The sequence below is a fragment of the Halopseudomonas sp. 4NH20-0008 genome, assembly GCF_057548395.1.
The window spans coordinates 1-22,862 of record NZ_BAAJMD010000004.1 but is presented as its reverse complement, the minus strand read 5'-3'; the positions used below and the strand labels follow the sequence as shown (position 1 = coordinate 22,862).

At 54.4% G+C, this 22,862-nt stretch carries 22 protein-coding genes; 18 read left to right on the top strand and 4 right to left on the bottom strand.

The features are described from left to right. The first annotated feature begins 17 nt into the window (after positions 1-17). The 11 genes from AC27HQ_RS05350 (at position 18) to AC27HQ_RS05300 (ending at position 12,790) form a co-directional block, all read left to right on the top strand. Complete coding sequence (locus AC27HQ_RS05350) at positions 18-428, top strand: PH domain-containing protein (RefSeq protein WP_487155045.1); 411 nt, start codon at positions 18-20, stop codon at positions 426-428. 8 nt (positions 429-436) lie between these two features. After that, positions 437-928 (top strand): M48 metallopeptidase family protein, encoded by a 492-nt coding sequence (locus AC27HQ_RS05345; protein WP_487155044.1) that lies wholly within the window; start codon positions 437-439, stop codon positions 926-928. A gap of 172 nt (positions 929-1,100) precedes the next feature. Continuing rightward, entirely contained in the window at positions 1,101-2,258 is a 1,158-nt protein-coding gene (locus tag AC27HQ_RS05340) for a Fic family protein (protein WP_487155043.1), read from the top strand. 124 nt (positions 2,259-2,382) lie between these two features. After that, on the top strand, positions 2,383-2,733 hold the full coding sequence (locus AC27HQ_RS05335; protein WP_487155042.1) for a nucleotide pyrophosphohydrolase: 351 nt from the start codon (positions 2,383-2,385) through the stop codon (positions 2,731-2,733). A 181-nt stretch (positions 2,734-2,914) separates the two neighbouring features. Then, positions 2,915-4,816, top strand: a complete 1,902-nt coding sequence (locus AC27HQ_RS05330; protein WP_487155041.1) for an MrcB family domain-containing protein — start codon at positions 2,915-2,917, stop codon at positions 4,814-4,816. 30 nt (positions 4,817-4,846) lie between these two features. After that, a complete protein-coding gene (locus tag AC27HQ_RS05325) occupies positions 4,847-7,201 on the top strand; it encodes a DUF2357 domain-containing protein (protein ID WP_487155318.1) in 2,355 nt (784 codons plus the stop codon). A gap of 266 nt (positions 7,202-7,467) precedes the next feature. Next, a complete protein-coding gene (locus AC27HQ_RS05320; protein ID WP_487155039.1) occupies positions 7,468-7,848 on the top strand; it encodes a hypothetical protein in 381 nt (126 codons plus the stop codon). Between the two features lie 121 nt (positions 7,849-7,969). Beyond that, positions 7,970-8,173, top strand: a complete 204-nt coding sequence (locus AC27HQ_RS05315; protein WP_487155038.1) for a hypothetical protein — start codon at positions 7,970-7,972, stop codon at positions 8,171-8,173. A 216-nt stretch (positions 8,174-8,389) separates the two neighbouring features. Then, complete coding sequence (gene bioA, locus AC27HQ_RS05310) at positions 8,390-9,781, top strand: adenosylmethionine--8-amino-7-oxononanoate transaminase (protein WP_487155037.1); 1,392 nt, start codon at positions 8,390-8,392, stop codon at positions 9,779-9,781. Positions 9,782-10,163: 382 nt separating this feature from the next. Next, positions 10,164-11,441, top strand: a complete 1,278-nt coding sequence (locus AC27HQ_RS05305; protein ID WP_487155317.1) for an MATE family efflux transporter — start codon at positions 10,164-10,166, stop codon at positions 11,439-11,441. Positions 11,442-11,533: 92 nt separating this feature from the next. Continuing rightward, a complete protein-coding gene (locus AC27HQ_RS05300) occupies positions 11,534-12,790 on the top strand; it encodes a glycerophosphodiester phosphodiesterase family protein (protein ID WP_487155036.1) in 1,257 nt (418 codons plus the stop codon). Positions 12,791-12,832: 42 nt separating this feature from the next. On the opposite strand, the gene AC27HQ_RS05295 is transcribed toward AC27HQ_RS05300, so the two are convergent. After that, positions 12,833-13,168 carry a hypothetical protein gene (locus tag AC27HQ_RS05295; RefSeq protein WP_487155035.1) on the bottom strand — a complete coding sequence of 112 codons (336 nt, stop codon included), beginning with the start codon at positions 13,166-13,168 and terminating at the stop codon, positions 12,833-12,835. A 502-nt stretch (positions 13,169-13,670) separates the two neighbouring features. On the opposite strand from AC27HQ_RS05295, the gene AC27HQ_RS05290 reads away from it, so the two are divergent. Together AC27HQ_RS05290 and AC27HQ_RS05285 are read left to right on the top strand one after the other, a co-directional pair. Further along, entirely contained in the window at positions 13,671-15,125 is a 1,455-nt protein-coding gene (locus AC27HQ_RS05290) for a spinster family MFS transporter (protein ID WP_487155033.1), read from the top strand. Between the two features lie 145 nt (positions 15,126-15,270). Beyond that, positions 15,271-16,338 carry a flavin monoamine oxidase family protein gene (locus tag AC27HQ_RS05285; RefSeq protein WP_487155032.1) on the top strand — a complete coding sequence of 356 codons (1,068 nt, stop codon included), beginning with the start codon at positions 15,271-15,273 and terminating at the stop codon, positions 16,336-16,338. A gap of 86 nt (positions 16,339-16,424) precedes the next feature. Here the strand turns inward: AC27HQ_RS05285 and AC27HQ_RS05280 are convergent, their stop codons facing one another. After that, a complete protein-coding gene (locus AC27HQ_RS05280; RefSeq protein WP_487155031.1) occupies positions 16,425-16,994 on the bottom strand; it encodes a Tar ligand binding domain-containing protein in 570 nt (189 codons plus the stop codon). 388 nt (positions 16,995-17,382) lie between these two features. Further along, positions 17,383-18,117 (bottom strand): hypothetical protein, encoded by a 735-nt coding sequence (locus AC27HQ_RS05275; RefSeq protein ID WP_487155030.1) that lies wholly within the window; start codon positions 18,115-18,117, stop codon positions 17,383-17,385. A gap of 376 nt (positions 18,118-18,493) precedes the next feature. On the opposite strand from AC27HQ_RS05275, the gene mtgA reads away from it, so the two are divergent. The 4 genes from mtgA (at position 18,494) to AC27HQ_RS05255 (ending at position 21,088) form a co-directional block, all read left to right on the top strand. Next, on the top strand, positions 18,494-19,237 hold the full coding sequence (gene mtgA, locus AC27HQ_RS05270; RefSeq protein ID WP_487155029.1) for a monofunctional biosynthetic peptidoglycan transglycosylase: 744 nt from the start codon (positions 18,494-18,496) through the stop codon (positions 19,235-19,237). Between the two features lie 67 nt (positions 19,238-19,304). Beyond that, complete coding sequence (locus AC27HQ_RS05265; protein ID WP_487155316.1) at positions 19,305-19,913, top strand: class I SAM-dependent methyltransferase; 609 nt, start codon at positions 19,305-19,307, stop codon at positions 19,911-19,913. A gap of 81 nt (positions 19,914-19,994) precedes the next feature. Then, positions 19,995-20,396 (top strand): antitoxin Xre/MbcA/ParS toxin-binding domain-containing protein, encoded by a 402-nt coding sequence (locus AC27HQ_RS05260; protein WP_487155027.1) that lies wholly within the window; start codon positions 19,995-19,997, stop codon positions 20,394-20,396. Beyond that, complete coding sequence (locus AC27HQ_RS05255; RefSeq protein WP_487155026.1) at positions 20,390-21,088, top strand: RES family NAD+ phosphorylase; 699 nt, start codon at positions 20,390-20,392, stop codon at positions 21,086-21,088. The genes AC27HQ_RS05260 and AC27HQ_RS05255 overlap by 7 nt, the downstream gene beginning before the upstream one ends. 17 nt (positions 21,089-21,105) lie before the next feature. Here the strand turns inward: AC27HQ_RS05255 and AC27HQ_RS05250 are convergent, their stop codons facing one another. Then, positions 21,106-22,341, bottom strand: a complete 1,236-nt coding sequence (locus AC27HQ_RS05250) for an HD-GYP domain-containing protein (RefSeq protein ID WP_487155025.1) — start codon at positions 22,339-22,341, stop codon at positions 21,106-21,108. A gap of 234 nt (positions 22,342-22,575) precedes the next feature. Here AC27HQ_RS05250 and AC27HQ_RS05245 point away from each other — a divergent pair. Further along, a partial coding sequence (locus tag AC27HQ_RS05245) for a PAS domain S-box protein (protein ID WP_487155024.1) occupies positions 22,576-22,862 on the top strand: 287 nt, incomplete at its 3' end.

The following is a 22,862-nucleotide window of genomic DNA, read 5'->3' as shown; positions in this document are numbered from 1 at the left end:
CTAAAGGAGCCGCACCTATGTCCTATATTGAAGACTCCCTGTCCCAGGGCGAGAAGATCGAAGCGCTGTTTCCATTGCACTGGTTTGCCCGCATGCCCATGTACGCCTGGCTGGTACTGGCCATCCCCACGCTGGGGATCACGCTGATTTTTGCGCTGTATAAATACCTCAAGCTTAAATCCATGGAGCAGGGCGTCACCAACAAGCGCGTAGTGCTCAAGCGCGGCATCATCAGCCGTCGCACCGAGGAAATGAAATTGCAGTCGATTGAAACTGTCGAGATTGACCAGGGGATTCTCGGGCGCATCTTCGGTTTTGGCACCGTCAAGATTACCGGTCGTGGCATCAGTGATGTGGTGTTCAAGGGCATCGACGACCCCATGCAGGTCAAACGCCAGGTCGAAAGCGTCAGCAATCCGGTCGGCTGAGTTCAGCCGTGAGCGCCCTCAAATACCTCAGTGGCTATGGCCCGGATCTGCAGAGCCAGGTGCAGAAGCTGATTGACAGCAACCAGCTCGGCCCCTGGCTGGAACAGCGCTACCCGCCGCAAGCCCAACACCTGATCCAGACCGACGCCGCCCTGTACGACTATACCCAGCGCCTCAAGCAACAACATATGCGCAGCAGCGACCCTGTCACCAAGGTGTACTTTGATACGCGCATGCACGTCATCGACAACGCCCTGGGCCAGCACCAGTTCGTCAGCCGAGTGCAGGGCAGCAAGCTCAAACGCAAAAACGAAATCAAGGTCTCCGCCATCTTCAAAACCCTGCCCGAACCCCTGCTGCGCATGGTGGTGGTGCACGAGCTGGCGCATCTGCGCGAGAAAGAGCACAACAAAGCCTTCTACCAGCTGTGTCAGCATATGGAGCCGGATTATCACCAGCTGGAGCTGGATTTAAGGTTGTTTTTGACGTTGCGGGGGTGAGTTAACCCCCAAGTCAGCCCCCAAGTTGCCCCCCAAGTTAATCGTTTGATATGGCCACATAAATAGAAATAACGCTTTTATGGCTTCGAGAACCTCAAATAACACCGTGCTTTATTTTATTTTTCTGCTTAAGTTAAATTAACGTGCATCGTTATTTTAACTTGGAGCAAACATGAACCGCGGCACAACAGGGCATAATGTCGGCAGCATAGCCGGAGGAGTCGCCTGCAAAGCCTTCATCCCGGCAGCGCTGCCACCCCAGCCACCGCTGCAACTGGACAATAAGCTTCAGGGCCGCATCAATCAGGCCATGTTGGCCCTCGGTCGGCTGGACGCCATCAGCACGCTGCTGCCGGATGCACGGCTGTTTCTGTATAGCTATGTGCGAAAAGAAGCGGTCATGTCCTCCCAGATAGAAGGCACACAGTCCTCCCTCAGCGATCTCATGCTGTATGAAATGGACGGCATGCCCGGCGTACCCATGGATGACGTACAGGAAGTCTCCTGCTATGTCAGCGCGCTGGAACTGGGCGTGCAGCGTATTCGTGAAGGGCAGCCTATCAGCTACCGCCTGTTGACCGAGTTACACCAGGCACTGATGACCTCCGGCAGAGGCATCAGCAAGGCGCCGGGTGAGTTCCGCAAGAACCAGGTGTGGATTGGCGGCCATCGAGCTGACGAAGCCACCTTTGTGCCTGCACCCGCAAACGAACTGGCCAACTGCTGGGCAGAGCTGGAGCGTTTTCTCAATGATGTGCCAGAAGCCACAGACCCGTTGATCAAGGCCGCACTGGCGCACGTGCAGTTTGAAACCATTCACCCCTTTATGAATGGCAACGGCCGCCTTGGCCGCCTGCTGATTCCGCTGATATTGGTCAGCGCCAATGTCCTCAGTGAGCCATTGTTGTACCTGTCGGTGTTTTTCAAGAAACACCGGCAGGTCTACTACGACCGTCTGCAACAAGTGCGCATCACCGGAGACTGGGAAAGTTGGTTGCTGTTCTTTGTCGACGCCGTTACCGACACCGCCACTCAAGCCGTCAGTACCGCCCAACAGCTCAATGCCTTGCGTAATGATCACCGTTTGCTGGTCAGCAGCCTGGGCCGCATGGCACCCTCGGCCAAACAGGTGCTGGATGTGCTGTATGAATACCCTATTGCCAACATCAACACCCTGGTAAAACAAAGCGGCATCACCGCCGCGACCGCAGGCAAGGTGATGGATCTGCTATCACAACCCGATCTCGCCCTCGTGCGTGAACTCACCGGCCAAAAGCGCAACCGGGTATTCGCCTATAGCGCCTACATCGACATTTTGAATCAGAGCTAGATCGGTTCGTGTTGGACATGAGCAGACAAACGCACACAGATAATGCAAAGTAGGTCAAATACTTACCCGTGCAGAACCGCACGCGCTGTACTGCCTTCTTGCTGACAAGGATTTTGGAGAGAACGTGTCCGAGATAAAGCTGTTGACCGAACAAGTCCTGGCCTTTCGCGATGAGCGCGACTGGAAGCAGTTCCACAACTCCAAGGATCTGGCCCTGTCACTGGTACTGGAAGCGACCGAAGTGCTGGAGATATTCCAGTGGAAGCAGGACCAGGCCGCCATCAACGCCGTAGCCCAGGAACGCAAGCAAGACCTCGCCGATGAACTGGCCGACGTCTTCTGCTACACCCTGCTGATGGCCAACGACCTGGGCATCGATCTGGTGGAAGCACTGAAAACCAAGATCGAAAAGAACAACGCCAAGTACCCCGTAGACAAAGCCAAAGGCTCCGACAAAAAATACACGGAGCTATAACTGTTGATCATCTATCAGACAGACAAACAGCATTTTCTGGATGATGTGTTCAAGCACGATATCGAAGCTATCGTGCTTGACTCCTTTCGCCACCGTACCGGTAGAAGAGATCTAGGATGTCCGTCGTTTAAGGGGAGAACGGGTGTCCGAAAAGATGAATTCAAAAAATTGGTGATAATAAATGGCTGATCTCCAAACATTGCTCCAGGATATTACTGGTCAATGGAAATCTTCAATACAACAAAGTTTTTCTGGGCACCCTCTTGCGAATCAGTTTCGTAATGAATTTGTTGATGCGATAAAAAATATCGTAAATGAGGCAGGAAAGTCGTTTGATGTTAAAGGCAGTGTAGGTGCTGGAAATTGGGCAAGTGTGCCATGGTTGTCAATATTTGATCCGGAAATAACAAGGTCTGCACAAGATGGAATATATCCTGTTTATCTGTTCAAGGCAGATGCAAGTGGATTTTACCTTTCGTTAAATCAGGGAACTACAAACCCAGCTAAAAAGCTGGGGAAGCGTATTGCCAATCAGCGGGCAAAAGAGTTTGCTGAGTTGGTAAGAGGCCAGGTAGCCGATATTAACAATTGGGGGCATAAGAGCATCGACTTGCTGGCCGCTACCTCACTTGGTAAGTCATATGAAGCACCAAATATTATCGCTAAGTATTATCCTGCTGATGCTATTCCAAGTAGTGAGACGCTGAAGCAAGATCTTATTCAAATGTTGGATTTTTATGATAAGGCTAAGCCTCTCTGGTTTAGCTTTATCGAAAGAAATAGTTCTAATAATATTTCGGTTAGAAAAAGCATTGAGGCAAGACGGCTTCCGAAGCCTTTTATTCTTTTGGCCGGCATTTCTGGTACGGGTAAAACCCGTTTCATTCGCCAGCAGGCAAAGCTTACAGGTAGTTTGGAGGAGACGTATTGCCTGGTGCCGGTCAGGCCCGATTGGCATGAGCCATCAGATATGTTGGGCTACGTTTCCCGGCTGGGAGTGGATGGGCCGCGCTACGTGGTGACTGATGTATTGCGATTTATTGTCAGTGCATGGAAAGAGATAATTCAAAGCGTTGAAGCTGGTAGCGGTAAACCCGTTTGGATTGGCCGGGATCTTGATGAAATCCGTCCGTTTTGGTTGTGCTTGGATGAGATGAATCTGGCTCCAGTCGAGCAGTATTTCGCCGATTTTTTATCCATTCTGGAAACCAGGCAGTTTTTTAATGAAGAAGAGTTGCAGCAGTCTAACGCAGATAACGGCGTTGAGCGTACCTACGTTTACAGCAGCGACCCGGTTCTGAAGCCGGAAATTTTTGCACAACTTGATTCTGCAGGTGTGTCAGCGGTAAGGAGTGATTTGGGACTGGCTGGTGCCCAGCTTGACGGCTTGTGGGAGTATTTCAAAACGACAGGTATACCTTTGCCATTCAATCTGATTGTTGCCGGTACGGTGAATATGGATGAAACCACTCATGGTTTTTCCAGGAAGGTAATTGATCGGGCATTGTCCTTGGATTTCGGTGAGTTCTTCCCGAACGATTTCGACCAGTTCTTTAACCAGCAAGCAGAGCCAGTCGCGTTGAGTTACCCGCTGGTATCATCGGTGAGCCGTGAAGATCTTATAGAGGTGCCATCCGATCCTGATGGTTCAAAGTCGGTAGCCTTTCTCTCCGGTGTAAACTCGATTCTCAGGGGCTCTCCGTTCGAGCTGGCATATAGAGCTCTGAATGAACTGTTACTCTCGGTTGCATGCCATGGTCCGCAGGATGATCGGGAGCTTCAGGCGGTATGGGATGACTTTCTGATGATGAAAGTGCTTCCGCGTATCGAAGGCGATCAGGAAAAACTGTCGGTATTCGATAGCGTTTCTGTGGATGGTATGGAGTCTCAGGACATTCTGGCGAATCTGTCGGCTCACCTGGAGGTGGTTATGCCATCAGTATGGAGTGGCGGTCGTCCGGATCTTTTCAGGGCAGCAATAAATGAAGGCGAAGCACTGAGTGTTGGCTGCCGTAGCAATGCCAAACTTAAGTGGATGCGACGCCGCCTGCAGACTAACGGTTTTACCAGCTTTTGGCCCTGATAGATTCAGCAGGAGAGCGTTTTGCCTGAAGTGCTTGCCATCAAATGCCCTGACTGGGAGTTGACGATCTGGACACGCGATCATTCGAGCCGCGAGAGGTTGCTTGCTCACACCTTGCGGGTGCGTCGCTGTGAAAATAACTCAAGTACGCAAATCAGGCTGAATCCGGCTATTCATGGGAGTGATATCTGTGTTGGTGGTGAGCCAGTCGAGATTCTGCACGATTCGGTTTCGGTTGCAGCTTTGGCGTCACCTGTTCTTTTTGAAAATACTCTCTACGAGTTCGAGTTTGTTTTTTCGGCCGCGGTTACCGGTACGCCGGTGGTCAGGCACCGAATGGCGCGTATAAACGATGCCTTCCGTTACACAGACAAGTATGGAGTCAAGTCCCTTCGAGGCAGCATTAATACGGGCAATGATGTGGGGTGGCTACGATTGCCTGTCAGATACATGGTTTGCGGGTGCGAGCGCAAGGTCGCTGTTTCCGCCGAAGTGTTTCCGACCAAGATGGATATGGCCTCTGATGTACAGGCCATCTATGAAAAGGTTGATGCGCAGTTTCCATTGTGGCGTTTTGCCCTGGCAGAGCAGACTGAACAGGAATTCGATCGATCATCATCAACGCACCAGCATTTTCCATTGCTCTGGCTTGCCCAGTTTGAATCGCTCCAAGAGCAACTCCAGGGGGGCGTCCAACAAATTATCCGGTCTCCTCACAGCCGTCTTGTAAGTGAGCTCAGAAAGGTAACCGCTGACAAGATGAAAGGCCGGGTGTCTAATCGCCTGGCAGAGCGTGTTAGAGGGGATTTTGAGTCGGGCATGACAGCGCGGCGCTACCAGATAACGCGAAAGAAGTTAGCTGTCGATACGCCGGAAAACCGGTTCATAAAAATGGTTTTGGAGAAAAGTCGCGATAACCTGGCACGGTTTGTCGAGGTTGCTAAAAGGGCAGATGCTGCAGCAGACAGGAACAGATTGTCGCCTGTATTTTTCCAGACCCTGGACGGATGGCGACAAAGTCTTGAAAAACAGTTGGCTAACCCGTTATTCAGGGAAATCGGTCCCTTCTCGGGGCTGAATTCCGAATCGCTTGTTTTGCACCAGAAATCCGGCTACTCGATTGTGTACCGGTGTTGGCAGAAATTGAAGATGTACTTGGGTGTGCTCGGGCGCCAGGCTTCCGTCTCCATGAAAAGTGTTGCAGAGCTGTACGAGGTCTGGTGTTTCTTGGAAATTCGAGACTTGTTGATTGATCTGGGTTTCACGGAAGTGAGTCTCGGTCGCGCAGTGCTGAAGCAGCAAGGCCTTGAGCAGGTTGTCCGGGATGGTTTTTACGGTGCGTTCAGTTTTGTCCGGCCGGACGGTGTCAAGATCCGCTTGGCGCATGAGCCGGTTTTCCGGACTAACACGCAGCCGATTTCGGCATTGGTAACAACCCAAAAGCCTGACGTTTTACTTGAGGCCGTGTTCCCGAGCGGGGAGCGGTTTGTTTGGTTGTTCGATGCCAAATACCGCATAAAGGACGACGACGGATTAGTTGATTATGTACCGGACGATGCAATCAACCAGATGCACCGTTATCGCGATGCACTTGTCTGTAATCATGATACTAATGGCCTGCATAGCCATTCACGCCCTGTTTTTGGGGCTTTTGCTTTGTATCCGGGCTATTACCCCCAGAGCCCGTTTAATGCGGATCTCAATCCTTATCATGCGGCTGTCAGGAAAATAGGGATCGGCGCTTTTCCTTTGGTTCCTGGTCAAGTTGGTGGTGACGATGAGGGAAACGCATGGTTGCGTGCTTTTTTGGCAGATAAGCTGGGTGGTGCAGCCTACGGCGCCCCTTCAAATGCTGACCACCTTTATCTGCAAGATTCCGCGCGAATTCCGCCAACTGGGATGCGACAGTCACGGTATCCGGAGCTCTGCATGGTTGTTACAGGTGCACCAAAAAAAGGCCGTTCACCGGAATATTTGCAGGGTTTCCGGGATGGCACTGCAGGCTGGTACCACATGAGGTTGCATGCATCTGAGCGAAGCGATATTTCCCGGAACCTGATACGTGAAATCCGGTTTTGTGTGATCACAGCCCACGATCCCGAACTGGGTGAGAAAAGAGCAGACTGGCTGTGGTCTGTCGAGTCGGTTTCATTGGTTCGACGCTCGGATCTGACCATTGAACAAGCCGGTAAAGCCGGTGTAGGAGATGAGCTGTACTGGTTGTTCAAATTGTCTTCAGCAAAGCGGCTGCCTGTATCTATTACAGGCTTTCCCCGCAGAAGCCATAGCTTGAAACTCTGTTCGATGGAGCAGGCTGATAGGGTAGGTGATTTTGCGAAACTTCATGAGCTATATCCTTCTGTTCATCTAACTTCTATGTCATAGGCTATGAGCAATGCGACCTACAAAACCGATGCATAAAAAGCTTTCAGCCAAAAACAAACAGGGGTCTAATGAACGCTCAAGCTGTTCCTGACTCATAAGCTTTCATGTCGATTTTTAAGCTAAATTTCGACATGAAAGTTCGTCATGTTTATCCCATCGATATAAATAAGTGCTGACAATAGTCACGACGCTACCATCAAGAAAGGCAAACTGGCCTGCATGTGACGCAACCGCGGTAATAGAAAATGATTATTCCGGAGACAACAATGAACAAGATACTGACGGTGGTTGTAGGTTTGCTTGGCCTGATGTTCCTGCTGATCGGCTTGCGTTGGCTGGTGGATCCGTCTGGCGCGGCGGGGCAGTTGGGTATGCCGTTGCTGGAGGGAGTGGGGCGTAGTACGCAGATTGGTGACTTTACCGCCTTCTTCCTTACCTTGGGCGCGCTTATTTTGCTTGGCTTGGTGACCTCGCAGCGCATCTGGTATTACCCGGCTGCGATGCTGCTGGGTATTGCGGCGCTGGGGCGAGTGTTGGCTTGGGCGGTGCATGATGCTGCTCTGGCGCTTGATCTGATCGCACCGGAGGTGATTATTGCCGCTATCTTGCTGCTTGCTGCGCGTCGGTTGGGCAGGGCGGGTAGTTAAGCCAACAGGATGTAACGGGGGTCAGATGAACATAGTCTCCAACGGAAATATTAATCTGCTCCTGGCATACTTTGTTAGAGCTGATGCCCATGGCGAGTCGACAACTTTACGGAGCTGAAAAATGCTGATGCCGTTGCTGACGGCACTCATGCCTTCGATTACGCCCAAAAACATCAAGGTTCATCTTGCCCGGCATAATGGTGAAGTGCATCCCATGGATGTATATCTGGCGGATGATTTTGATGAGTGGCAGTCGTGGCAGTTTCAGAAGAATTTCGAGTGCGAATACGTCATAGGACTGGTGGAGATTCCCGGAACGAAATAATGGCTTCTCGTCCTGTCGACAGCCTGGAGACAACCAATTTCGATGGCCTCGGCGTGCTGGCTTGTGTCGAAGCCGTCATGCACTTGAGCATGGCGGGATAGGAAATGGACGATTATCACAAGGAGACATTCCCCGGTAATGCTGCGCGGAGGGCCTGCTACACCGCAACAACTTTGATACAGTGGCTAACCTGTTTTCCACGTGATCCGGTACGCCATGACCCCTGAAGACCTCGCATTCGACCAGCGCCATCTCTGGCATCCCTATACATCGACTTTAAGACCCCTGCCTTGCGCGCCGGTCGTGGCCGCTGAAGGCTGCGAACTTCAGCTGGCCGACGGCACGCGGCTGCTCGACGGTATGTCCTCTTGGTGGAGCGCGATCCACGGCTATAACGTACCCGAGCTGAACGCTGCCATCAGCGGACAGATGGCAAAGATGAGTCATGTCATGTTTGGCGGCATTACCCATCCTTCTGCCGTGGCGCTGGGCCGGCGCCTGGTCGACATCACAGCGCCTGAGCTGGAAGCTGTGTTTCTTGCAGACTCTGGCTCGGTGTCGGTGGAGGTAGCGCTGAAGATGGCGCTGCAGTACTGGCAGGGGCGTGGGGTAGAGGGACGAAGCCGCTTTGCAGCGTTTAGCTTTGGCTACCATGGTGACACCTTTGGCGCGATGTCCGTGACTGATCCGGACAATGGCATGCATAGTCTGTTCAAAGGCTTTCTGGCGCAGAACATTTTTCTGGAAGCGCCGCCGATCGACCCGGCCTGCATGCCGCCGGTTGTTCCTGCGGCGGCAGATGCCGCTGGGCCAACATCCGGCGAGCAGCTCTCAGCCGCCAAGAATGCATGCTGTTGCAATGGAGGTGCTGGCAGCTGTCCGGTGGCTGATCCAGAGATCATTACACGCTGGCGCCAGACCCTGACACAGCACGTCGACGAACTGGCAGCGGTGATCATCGAGCCTGTTGTACAGGGCGCTGGCGGCATGCGGATCTACCATCCCTGCTATCTGCGTCAGCTCAGAATACTCTGCGACGAACTCGACCTGCTGCTCATCTTTGACGAAATTGCTGTTGGGTTCGGCCGGACTGGAAAAATGTTTGGCTATGAGCACGCCGGTATCATTCCTGACATCATGACCGTCGGTAAGGCGCTCACCGGCGGTTACATGACGCTAGCTGCCACGCTGGCAACTGCTGATGTGGCAGCTACCGTCTGCCGCAGCAAAGCTGGCGTTTTCATGCATGGCCCGACGTTCATGGCCAATCCGCTGGCATGCAGCGTTGCTGAAGCAGCGATAGCATTGCTGATCGATTCGCCATGGCAACAGCGCCTGCAGGCTATCGAGTCACACTTGAGAAGCGCGCTGTGGCCGCTGGCCGAGCTGCCATCAGTGGCTGCCGTCCGTGTACTGGGTGGGATTGGCGTGGTCGAGATGACAGAGAGCATCGATGTTGCCGAGGCGCAGGCGCTGCTGACAAGTCATGGCGTATGGCTCAGGCCTTTCGGCAAGTTGCTTTACACGATGCCGCCCTACACTATTTCAGCCGGGCAGCTTGAACAACTGACATCCGCAATGAAGTCCTTCTGTGAGTCGAAAGTCTGATTGCGTCTGGCCTTCAGTCACGGACAACACAGCATTCACGCCACGGAAACGTCATCCCCATGGACGGGGGGGGTTAAAGAGAGAAGAAATTGGGGTCAGATAAACATACATCCTGAATAGAAATATTCAGCTCATACCCGTTCTTGCATCCATCGTGGGGTAATCCAAAGCAACCTTTGATACCTTGCTCCCAGCACCAGTGACCCTGATACTCAGTCTTTACTCTTTATTTGAAAGACAGAGTTGGCTAGGCGTTGTTTACTGCAGGCAAAAGGGTCCCTTTGATGATGCGATTCGCGCCTTGAAAAATTCCCCGACCTTACCTTCGCTGACGCATGGCCCTGTTCTGGGCCATATCATCAGGTTATCCATCCCGGCATCAATGGGGATGGTGTTCAACACCTTATACAACCTCACCGATATCTGGTTTGCGGGTTACCTGGGTGATGACGCTTTGGCCGGTTTGTCGATCGCGGGTAGTGTTTTTTTCCTGTTGCTGTCCATTGGTCTGGGTATTCAGACGGGTGCCTCTGCCATGATTGCGCCGGACATCGGACGCGGTGCCACAGGTGAGGGTGGCCGTGAGATCAAAGGTTGGGTCGATAACGTCTGCGGTATAGCGATTGGCTTCAGTGTTATCACCTTTGTGCTTGGGGCGTTGGCCGCGCGACCTCTGGTGGTGTTGTTGGGCGCTGAGCCGATTATCGAGCCGTTGGCCATGGAGTACCTGTGGGTCACCTTGGCGGGTTCGGTCGGCTTTACCCTGTCTTTTGCTGCCGCAGGGGCCTTGATGGCCCTGGGCGATACCAAGTCGAACCGCAATGCACTCGCCATCGGTTTTTTTGCCAACTTTGTTTTAAACCCCCTGTTTATGTTCGGGCTGGGCTTGGGTGTGACGGGCATAGCCTTGGCCACGGTGACGATTAAACTGGCAACGGCCTTTTACCTGTTACATGTCCTTGCCAAGCGGCTTGATATTCGTATCAGACCGGCGTTGGACTGGCCGCGCTGGCAGGCGTTGCTAAAGCAAGTGCTGCCAGCCAGCTTCAACATGTTGACCATCGTGCTGGGTGGTTTCATTACCGTGGCGCTGATTGGGCAGTTTGGCAGCGATCATGTGGCGGGTTATACCGTGGGCTTGCGACTTGAACAGCTGCTGCTGTTGCCTGCACTGGGTTTGAACAGCGCGGTCATGGCGGTTGCCGGGCAGAATATGGGGGCAGGGCAGGTTTCACGTGTGGCAGAGACCTACCGGAAAAGTCTGTTGATCGGGCTGGCTATGGCGTTGGTATCCGTCCCGATCATGGTCTTTTTATCGCCCCTGATGGTGGGCTTTTTTACCGATGCGCAAGCGATAAAAAACACCGGCATCACCTATCTCAGAATCGATGCGTTGGCCTTTTATGGGTATGTGGTGCTATTTCAAAGCGTCGCGGTGCTGCAGGCCATGCGCAAGCCCCTGTTCCCGATGTACCTGGGTATTGCGCGGCAGCTTGTGGTACCTGCCACAATCAACTATGTGCTTATCGTGCAGTGGGGCTACCCCATGGTGTCCCTGTTCTACACCATCGTCGGGGTGGTGATGGTTAGCGCGGTGATAGCGCATCTGTATACCCGGCGGGAAATCAGCCGGCTCGCTCAAACGGTTGTCCGCGATTGAGCGGCAATCTTGGTTTGATCATCATGATCATGTCATCTGAATAAAGGATACTGAGATGGTGTTTCCCGCTTGATCTCGGCACGGAGCAACGCATGACACGATTCGGATCGACCCTGGCCATGCTCTTGGCAACCGCCTGTGCACTGCCGGTGTATGCCAGCGATCGCCCGGATCAGGCTGGCGTTGACGACCACACGCAGCATCAGCCTGCCGTGCAGCTTGGCCCGCGCCCCGCCTGGCTGGTGGACGATATGGATGAAGGCCCGCTCAAAGACAGCCTCAAGCGTTGCGAGGGTCAGCCTTTGAGGCGTACTGATTTTTCCATCGGGCACCGGGGTGCGCCGCTGCAGTTTCCGGAGCATACCCTGGAATCCTACCGGGCAGCCGCGCGCATGGGTGCCGGTATTCTGGAGTGTGACGTGGCCTTTACCGCCGACCGTGAGCTGGTGTGCCGCCATGCCCAGGATGACCTGCATACCACCACCAATATTGTCACCATCCCGGCCTTGAACGCCAAGTGTACCCAGCCTTTTGTCCCTGCGGACCCGGCGACGGGCAGGGCGGCCCATGCAGAATGCCGCACCAGTGACATTACGCTGCAGGAGTTCAAGTCACTGCAGGGCAAGATGGACGGTTTCAATCCGGTGGCGACCACGCCCCAGGACTATGTGGCCGGAACCCCCAGCTGGCGCACGGACCTGTATACCAGCCGCGGCACCCTGTTGAGCCACCGGGAAAGCATTGCCTTATTCCAGGCCCTGGGCGTGAAGATGACACCCGAGTTAAAGACGCCGGTTGTCGATATGCCTTACCAGGGCGATTACACGCAGCAGGATGTTGCCCGTCAGATGATCCAGGACTATATCGATGCCGGTGTCAGTCCGGAGGACGTCTGGCCCCAGTCTTTTCTGCTGGATGACGTGCTGTTCTGGGTGAACCAGATGCCTGACTTTGGCCGCCAGGCGGTTTTTCTGGATCAGCGTGATATGACGCCGGAGACGTCTTCGCTGGCCTACATGCAAGGCCTTAAAGCGCAGGGGGTGGCTATTCTTGCCCCGGCCCTGTGGAAGATGCTCAGCCTCGATGAACAACAGCATATAGTGCCCTCAACCTATGCCGAGAACGCCCGTGCTGCCGGATTGGATTTGATTGCCTGGACAGTAGAACGAAGCGGGCCGTTGGCCGAGGGCGGCGGTTGGTACTACCAGAGCGTGACCGATGCGATCAACAACGACGGCGATGTCATGACCGTGATTGATGTGCTGGCCCGGGACGTGGGGGTGATCGGCATTTTCTCCGACTGGCCCGCCACGACGACCTATTACGCCAACTGTATGGGTATGCGTTAAAGCCTGCTGCGGGAAAAGCTGCTCAATAAGGCGGCGTTGGCGTTACTGTGCCGGGACCCAGCCGTCCTGGGATTTGGCCATCAACACTTCCGAGCGTTGCATGGAGCGACCGGCAATCGGGGTGGTCGCATCCACGTCAATATCACAGAGGTAGACGTTGGTGCGTTGTTCTTCGCAGCTATGGATGGTAACGCCGTGGATCTCGACTTTCAGCATGCTGGACATGCTCTCGCCACCGATCTCACCCAGCATCGCTGACATCTGGTTCATCTGGGCTTCCAGCAGGGTCTTGACGTCGTCTTCCGACGGACCGCTTGAGCAGGCGCTGAGCAGGAGGCTTGAGCCCAGCAGGAGTGCTGCGGAAATGGTTTTGTTCATTCTGATCCCCGGTGGTGTTTTCATGTACGGGAGGGTATGTCAGATAGCAGGGCGGGGCAATACAAGGCCTGCCGCGGATGGCTAAGCTTTGTCCAAAAGGCTGGCGGTATGTTTTATGTCTGTAAATAAACCAGTCCTGTGCAACGTTCCTACTGCATGTCGCGGGTGCGGATCAGACTGTGTCTTAAGGAGCGTCTGCATCGGCACAGCATGATTCTTGACCGGGTCTCAGTACTATAACGCTTTGATGATATAGCCCTATTTTGCTTATGGATTGATGTCAATCACCCAGAAGGGCTGTTTGGCTTGCGCGCCAGGATTCATAGGGGTTCGCGCTGCCATGTCGGGTATTGATGGCTATGACCGGCCAGTCAGATTATGGGATTCTGTTCAGCACAGGCGTTGCCAGATCGCTATACTCGGGCCTCTGCTGGCGAGTAGTATCAGCGTGCTATTCCGGCCTGCATCCTCTTACAACAATATATGCACACGGGGTTTATTTATGAGTAGCACCACTGCCAGCGGCGGCCACCTGGTTGGCTTCGGCTCCAAGGCGTACCGCAACTATGTGCTGTTCGCGCTGACACTCATCTACATTCTGAATTTTGTCGACCGTGCACTGCTGGCTGTCGTGGGGCCCGATCTGGTGCCGGATCTCGGGATTACCGACACGCAGTTTGGACTGCTCACCGGCTTTGGCTTCGCTCTGCTCTATACCGCGGTGGGCATTCCGTTGGCGCGCTTTGCCGATGTCGCCAATCGCGTTTGGATCATGACTGTCTGTGTGGCCCTGTGGTCGCTGATGACGGCGCTCTGCGGCCTGGCAACGGAAGTCACCATTGGCTCAGTCACCATCGGCGCGTTCTGGATTCTGCTGATGTGCCGCGTCGGTGTGGGCATTGGTGAGGCGGGCTGTACGCCGCCGGCCAACTCGCTGATCGCGGACTACTTTATTCCACGTGAACGCTCCCAGGCGCTGGGCTTCTACGCCATGGGTGTCACACTTGGCACCATGTTTGCCAACCTGATAGGCGGCTGGGTTACCGACATGTTCGACTGGCGCACCGCCTTTTTCGTTGTCGGTTTGCCGGGTTTGCTGGTCGCCCTGGTGTTCAAGTTGACAGTCAAGGAGCCGCCGCGCGGCTTCACCGATCCGCAGCAGGCGGAGAAAAAAGAGCGAGCCAAACTGAGCGAGGCTATTCACGAGTTGATGGGCAAGCCGGCTTTCTGGCTGATGACCGCCGGCGCCACCATCGCTGCGTTTTGCGGTTACGGTATCTCCTCGTTCCAGTCGCTGTTTCTGGTCCGCACCTACGAAATCACCGCTGGTCAGGCGGCAATCTGGATCAACACACCGGTAGCCCTGTCTTCTGCCATTGGCACCTTTGCTACCGGCTGGCTGGCGACCCGGATTTACAAGAAGCACCCGGGCGCCATCGCCTGGGTACCGGCGGTGGGTCTGGCACTGTCGGTTCCTTTTTATATTTTCGCCTTCACGACCAACAATCTGCTCTACGCTGCAATCGGCCTGATCATCGGCGGCTTTGTAAAGTACGGCTACCTGGCCGCGCAGTACACCATCGGTCAGGGTGTGGTCAGCATGCGCGTGCGGGCCATGGCCACGGCAGTGATGCTGCTTCTCGTCAACCTGATTGGCTACGGCTTCGGTCCGCTGTTCATTGGCGCAGTCTCCGACATCTTCTTCAAGTCCGGCATCGCCGAGCTCGGCGTCGCTGCGGGCGAACTGGCACGTAATCAGTGTCACCCCACGGTGATCGGTCAACTGGATCAGAGCCTGCAGGATGTCTGTGGCCAGGTTTACTCACAAAGCCTGCAAACCTCCATGGTGATAATGGCCTGCCTTTACGTTGCCAGTGCCCTGTTCTTCCTCGTGACCTGGACCCGACTGGGCAAGGATATGGTCGACAGAGAGGTTATAAAGCCGGTCACGCCATAAGTACCTACTCAGAGGGCGCATGGCGCCCTCTTTTATGTGCATATGAAAACTGAGCGGGGCGGCCAGTCGCTACAGGCAGTATCCCGGAACCGCCTGAGCCCTGAGAAATACCCGCAAGAGATATAGATTCTCTCTGAGGTAAACCATGTCTGAAGCAAGAGTTGCCATTATTGGTGGCGGTTTGGCGGGGCTCTATGCGGCCTACCGATTGCACTGGCAGGGTATCGGCTTTGACCTGTTTGAGGCGCGCGATCGTCTTGGCGGTCGTATCCTTTCTAGCGGACTGGCTGGCTTTGATCTCGGGCCATCCTGGTTCTGGCCGGATTTCCAGCCGCGCATGCAGACCCTGGTAACCGAGCTGGGTTTGCCGGTGTTTGAGCAATACAGCACCGGGGCTATGCTGCTGGAAGATCGGGCGGTTGGTGTGGTGCGCCGTGCAGGCTATGTGCAGGGCAATACATCAATGCGTATCGAGGGTGGCACCGCGCAACTGGTGTCGGCACTCAGCGCCTTGTTACCACCAGAGCAGCTGCATCTGAACGCCGCCTTGAAGACTGTGAAGGGTGACGGGTTGGTAATAGAACCGGTGTTTGCCAATCCTCCCAACCGATTACAGACCTATACGCATCTGTGGCTTGCGCTGCCCCCTCGGTTAATCGCCGGTATCCAGTTCACCCCCGCGCTGCCCGAGCAGGATGTGCAGACGTTGATGGCGGTACCCACCTGGATGGCCGCTCACGCAAAGTATGTTGCCCACTACGCCAGACCCTTCTGGCGCGAGGCGGGGCTATCCGGTGATGCCTTCAGCCGTATAGGGCCTTTGACTGAGGTTCACGACGCCAGCAACAACCAGGGTGCGGCCTTGTTTGGCTTCTTCGGCATTAATGCCGAGCAGCGGGCAGGCCTGACGTCGGCCGAGATCAAAATCGCTTGTCGTGCCCAACTGGTGCGCTTGTTTGGTGAGCAGGCGGCAGCGCCTATTGAGGATGCCTTTTATGATTGGGCAGCTGACCCCTGTACCGCGATAGAACAGGACCGGGTGTCATCGGGCGAGCACGGTGCACTGGATGCGCAGATCACGCTCGCCGCGCCATGGACAGAGAGGGTGCGTTTGATCGGCAGCGAGGCAGCGCTTGAACAGGGCGGTTATATGGAGGGCGCCCTGGCGGCCGTGGACAGGGTATTGGCTGAGCTGGATATGATCGCAAGCTAAGACTGTCTGAGCAGCCCGAAAAGCTTAGAGGGTCAGAGTCTGCTTTTAAGCTCACCTGACCCCGATTGCACGGCTTTGTTGCCCGCTTACCCTTGTTCAGCTACTTCAGGATGCAGCCGTTTGAGCGCATCAACACTGTTGCGATAGCGCGTAAACGCCGGCTCCAGTTGGCGATAATACAGCTGTATGGCGTCGTCAAAGCGGTCGTTTTCAGCTGCCACAAATACAGCATTCAGGCCTTTCTCGATGAAGGCCTGAAGGTCGGTGCTGACAGTCGTGATCAACAAGCGTTCCTGGTCTGTCGCGGCGGTGGCGGAATAGGCTTTGGTAATCTGATCCAGCTCTTCCAGGTGGCGCTGGAGCTGTGGGCGAAGGGATGAAAAGGGTTCAGTTATAAAGACGGCTTCTGAATTGCTTGGATTGTACTGCACCGCCGCTCGGGCAAGTTCCTTACTCTGGTTGGCCAGCTCAAGCATCTTGTCGATTTGCACGCGGGGGTCCTGGCGCTCCTGGGTCATAGCCTCTGGCGCCGAGCTTAAACTGCCTGGACGCTTGGCGCTGAGCCAGATCAGACTGATGCTTATTATGCAGAGAGCTAAAATCAGCAAAGTGAATAGCAGGCGCTTGTTGCTGGAGGGGATATCTGTCTGGCTCATGGTAAATGCTCTTAATAAAGGGGTTGATTGCGCCTGGCCGTTCGGTGGCTGCCAGTGATGGCGGCAGTCTATAAGCGTGGTCTTTGAAAAACCAACACCCAAAAGGGTGGCTGATTAGGAGGCAAAGGTCGCATACAAAGTGACAGATCTATTTATCTGCGCAAGCAAGCCAAACGCTGGGCTAAAGGTAAAGCAGGTATAGGTGGTCAAGCAGCTGGATACGGATTACCTGAGAGAGGCGTAAGGACTGTTTTGATACGACGATAAACCCGGGCGAGGCGACCGGGCAGGGCAAGCCTTGATTTCAAACCGGGGTCAGATCAACGCCCAGCAACTCTGTAGTCTGCTGGGCTCACACACCCTGATCGCCGAACGTCAGCCGGCCTGTCTAATTTTGCAAAGCCATCACCGCAGCGCGACCTTGCTCTACCGGGACGGGCTCGATGGTCAAGTGTGAGCGTGCGCTGAGGGAGTAGTTCAGACGCATGAACAAATAGGCTTCGGAATCCTCTGATACGACCAGCTGCTCCTGAAACTCTGGTGCACCTGGTCTGTAGCTGATGTTCAACACCTGCGGCCCGGCGGGTAAACGCACTCTCAAAGCGCCCCCATTTCTTACTACCCCTTGTGGTTTGCCTTGCCAGTGCACGATGTAGTCAACGTCGGAATTCAGAGCCCTTTTATCGCGATAGAGAATCACCTCGCCCGTGGGTAAGTTGAGGGGAGTTGGAATGGCCTGAGGTTGTTCGACAACGGGGGTTGTCTGAGCGCCAGATTGGCCTGCCACATAGCTAATGACCATGCCCACGCCTATTGCGTGCTGTGGACCCTCGTTATAGTTCAACATGATCACGGCATCAGCTTCACTGCCGTATTCGGAGACTGCTTGGCTGGCGAGTCTGTAGTCGACAATACTGCGCCACGTGGCACTGCCCACTCTCATGTCGATATAGGTCTGCGTCGTGCCAAGAGATCGATAGTCTGTTGATGGGGGCTGATCCAGTACCGGAATCGGAGATGATTCAAAATAGCTCCCAGTCATGCAGCCGGTAAGCGTCAAGGCTGGGAGACAGAGCGAAAGCGCTAGAGCAAATCTGTGCAGTAGTGTCTTTTTGGTCAGCATCTTGACCCCTCATGAACAGTGGAAAGCCTATTTTTAGTTTTCTGGTGCTTTTGAAGCCTGTTTGAATAGTCTCAGACTAGATGGGATAGGACAATTTTTATGATGCTTGAATTACAGAGTCGAAAAGGCGGCAGCTTTAAAAGCTGCCAGATCTTTTTCCATGTTGATTTTTTACTGAAATATCGACACGACACGCTGTCATGTCGATTCCATCGACACCAAGCCCGCTAAAGTTTGTTACCCTTTGCCCACATTTCCCGCCACAAAACCGGAGCGGCTTGCTCCAGGGCGGGGCTGTAAACACCAGTTGTATTGTCTTTTGGTATGACTCAGTGCACGGATGCGTGCTCATAACGAACAGATAATTGATATTTTCATGCTCAAAAAAATAGTACGCATAACCGCCAAGACGGTGCTGTTTGTGGCGTTGTTGAGTCTTGTGCCGGTCTTGATCTTTCGCTGGGTGCCGGCGCCGGGCTCGATGCTGATGCTCGAGCGCTGGTATGTGGCCAGGCAAAACCAGCAGGAGCTGCACATTGAGTATCAATGGCGGCCCTATGAACGGATTCCGGACAATCTAAAGCTGGCGGTTATTGCCTCTGAAGATCAGCGTTTTGCCACGCATTTCGGTTTTGACTATGCCCAGATACGTGCGGCCTATGAGCACAACAAGCTCGGCGGCACATTGCGCGGTGGCAGTAGTATCAGCCAGCAGGTGGCCAAGAACTTGTTCCTTTGGCCTGATCGCACCTATTTCCGCAAGACGATCGAGGCCTGGTTTACCCTGGGTATTGAATTGCTCTGGCCCAAGCAGCGCATTCTGGAAATGTATCTCAACATCGTCGAGTGGGATCACGGCGTGTTTGGTATCGATGCGGCCACCCGTCATCACTTCAATATCGATGCCTGTGAACTGTCTGAGCGCCAGTCCAGTCAATTAGTGGCTGTGCTCCCCAGCCCGTTGCGATGGGATCCGGTGCAACCGCCACTCTACGCGCAGGAGCGCGCGCTCTGGATACAAGATCAAATGCGCCGGCTTGAGCGCCGGGAGTATCTGGACAAGTTTGAGGTTGAGCTGGTTGAAGTGCCCCACGTCAATATGGCGTGTCGGCGTTGTTGAAACCCTGCGAGGAGCGTTGCCTGTGCAATCCGAGAGTGAGCTCGATCGCCTGTCCCGTCTGACCGCAATGGCCCGGCAGACCCTTGAACATTACCAGCAGAACGCCGAGGGCTTTCGTGAGGGCACACGGGATCACGATGTGAGCCAGAATATCGATGCCTTGCTGCGCCACATTCAAGCGCCTGCGCCGTTGCAGATTCTGGATATGGGCTGTGGGCCGGGGCGGGATTTGCGCACCTTTACCGCGTTGGAGCATGTGGCGGTGGGGCTGGATGGCTGCCAGCGTTTTGTCGAGATGGCGCGGCAGGACAGCGGCTGTGAAGTATGGCTGCAGGATTTTCTGGCACTGGATCTTCCGGCTGAGCGCTTTGACGGGATTTTTGCCAACGCCACGCTGTTTCATATTCCCAGCAGGATTCTGCCTGCGGCGCTGCGGCAAATGCATCAGAGCCTGAAGCCGGGCGGGGTGCTGTTCAGCTCGAACCCGCGTGGCGATGATCAGGAAGGCTGGACCGGTGACCGCTACGCGGCCTATTACCGTCTGGAGACCTGGCAGGCATTCATGCGCGCGGCGGGGTTTGTCGAGATCGAGCATTACTATCGGCCAGCCGGGTTGCCGTGCGCGCAGCAGCCGTGGTTGGCGAGTGTGTGGCGACGACCTGAGTCAGGATGCTGATGGCGGGCTTCATCTTTGTATTTGTAAATACAGTATTACAGGTCTAGTATCTGTAAATACATGTATTGCCGGGATTGAACCATGCTTAGCACTGTTGCTGTTGCCTCAGAAAAGTCCACCGCTGCCACCGGTCTGCGCGCGGCTGTTGCCATCCTCGATAAATGGGGGGCGACGGGGGAGCAGGGGGAGGCGATCCTGCGCGTATCGCACAGCACCTATGCCCGGGCCAAGCGCAAGGACGGCCTGGCGGCGATCAGTCTGGACCGTGATCAGCTCTCGCGGGTGAGCTTTGTGTTGAACATGCACGCGGCCTTGCGCATGGTGTTTGATAATCCGGAGAACCTTTACGGTTTTATGCGGATGCCGAACAACAATGCCTTTTTCTTTGGTCGCTCGCCGTTGGAAGTGATGAGCGGTGGCGATATTGTCGCGGTCTATGAAACCTTCCGGCGCATTGATGCGTTGCGGGGTAGTCAGTGGTAGAGATCAGCAAGCTACAGGTGCTGCCAGACAGTACAGTGCGTGCCTACCGGCTGGTGCATTCGAAGTTTCCGCCCATTGCCATCTTTGATGATGTGGCTACTGCGCAAGAGTTTGAGCAGTTGTATGCGCTGCAGGCGCTGACCAATCCCCGCATGCAGAGTCAGGCCGGAACCCTGGCTCTGCTGCCGCGTGAGGACATCCCCTTTGGCATTCAGGGCTGCTCCTATGCGGCGGCGCCTTTTACCCACGTCAATCCGGAAGGCTCACGCTTCAGCGATGGCAGTTATGGTGTGTTGTATCTGGCTGACTCTATGGAAACGGCGATTGCCGAGGTGCGCTATCACCAGCAACGTTACTGGTCGCAGGTGCCGGACCTGCGTTACGAGCGTTTTGTCTTTCGCGGGCTGACCGCGCGCTTCAATGAGGCGGGTGCGCTGGATGCGTTGACAGTGCCGCGCCATGATCCCATCTATGCGCCTGATGATTACAGTACCTCGCGCGTGTTGGGGAAAAGCGCACGGGACAGCCAGGCCACGGCCCTGCGTTACCACTCTGTACGTCAGTCGCAGGGTGTGTGCTGGGGCCTGTTTACTCCACGGCAGGTCAGGTCGATGGTGCAGACCGCGCACTACGAGATGATCTGGAGTGGTGAGATTGCGGCGGTGCACAAGCTGTCTACGCAGATTGGCTGACAGCCTGTGAGTGTCTATTAGAGACCGGGTGGAATAATCAGGCCTTTGCGCCGATAGGCCTCGATGTCTATGCCAAAGGCACCGCTGCTGTGCACTTCGTGGATGCGGCAGGACTTGCCCTGGGCGTCGGTGGTGGTGGTTGCCAGGTCGATAACCCGCTCCCTGCAAGGTTGTTTTTTGCTGTCCAGTACACAGAGGATTTTCGGTTTGAGTTTGTTGCCCGGCGGGCAACCAATGATGATGCCGACTTCACCGTTGGCCAGTTCAACGATTTCGCCGGGCGGGTAGATGCCGATCATACGGATAAAGTTACCGACAATCTCTTCATCGAAATGGCTATTGGCGGAATCGAACAGAATGCGCAGTGACTCCAGACTCGACCGACCCTTGCTGTAAATTCTGTCGCTGTTGATGGCGTCATAGGCATCCACTACGGCGATGATTTTTGCAAAGTAGGGGATCTTGCTGGCAACAAGGCCACGCGGATAGCCTTTGCCATCCAGACGTTCATGGTGGGAGTAGGCAACATCGACGGTGGCCGGGGTGACCTGCTGATTGCTCATCAGCAAACGGCGCCCTTCAATGGCGTGGCTTTGCATGATGCGTAACTCTTCAGCAGTCAAAGCGCCTGGTTTGTTCAGAATCGCATTGGGCACTTTAATCTTGCCCACATCGTGCAGCATGCCGCAGACGCCAATCTGCTCCAGCTGATAATCGGCTAAACCCAGCTCTCTACCCAGTGCAATGGCGAGAATGGAGACCCGCAACGAGTGTTCGGCGGTGTAATCGTCGCTGTTTTTGATGCGCGCCAACCAGAGCATGGCGGCGGGGTTACGCAGGATGCTCTCGACACAGTCCTTGATCACTGCCTTGACCGCCTGGACGTCCAGCTCCTGCCCCATCTTTACCGCATCGAGGATGCGCAATGATTCTTCGCGGGCTGAATGCCAGACCGGGGAGGCATGATCAACTTCATGGGAAAAATCGACCTTGCCAATAATCGGCTGCGCCGCAGCGGCCTGAGCGTGGTTCTCGATTAATTGGTCTTTTACGCCAACGGTCTGTTTGGCGTCTACCCAGACATGTTTGCAGACGTTTTGCAGCAAGCGGATTTCTTCTTGCTGGCGTATGCGAAAGCCTTGAAACAAAAAGCTGGTTTCTGTCCAGGGACGATCAAGCTCTATGACATACATGCCAATGGTCAGTTGGCTGACGTCGATTTTCATGCGGTCCGTTATGTTGTTGTCGGACATGGCGATTCTCGATATGGGCGGTATAGACTGGTTTATGTAGTAGAAAAACCATCAAGCTAACAGTAAAGTCATTACCAGTTGTGCTTGTTACAAACAGAGGGCCTGCACTAAATTAGTGCAGGCCAATGCATCCAAATAATATACAAAACATAATTTTCTGATAGAAAAATTGTCTTATACATTTTTTCTAAGATGTCGATAAATATAGTAGTCAAATCCATTCTGAGGCTTAACATGTTTTTCAGAAAACCGACCAAAAGCGGGTATGCGGACCTTTTACTTGAGAACGAGTCTCGTCTTCAGTCACTTCAATCAGTGATTGACGCGATCAAGTCCTCAGTCGCTTACATAATTTTTACACCGGATGGCCTTATTGAATCGGCCAACAATATCTTTTTGGATTTATTTGGCTACAGAGAAGATCAGATTATAGGTAGCCATCACCGTAAGCTGTGCAATCCAGAATACGCTGCAAGTAATCTATATGCGCAGTTTTGGCGCGACCTGGCGGGAGGTGCACT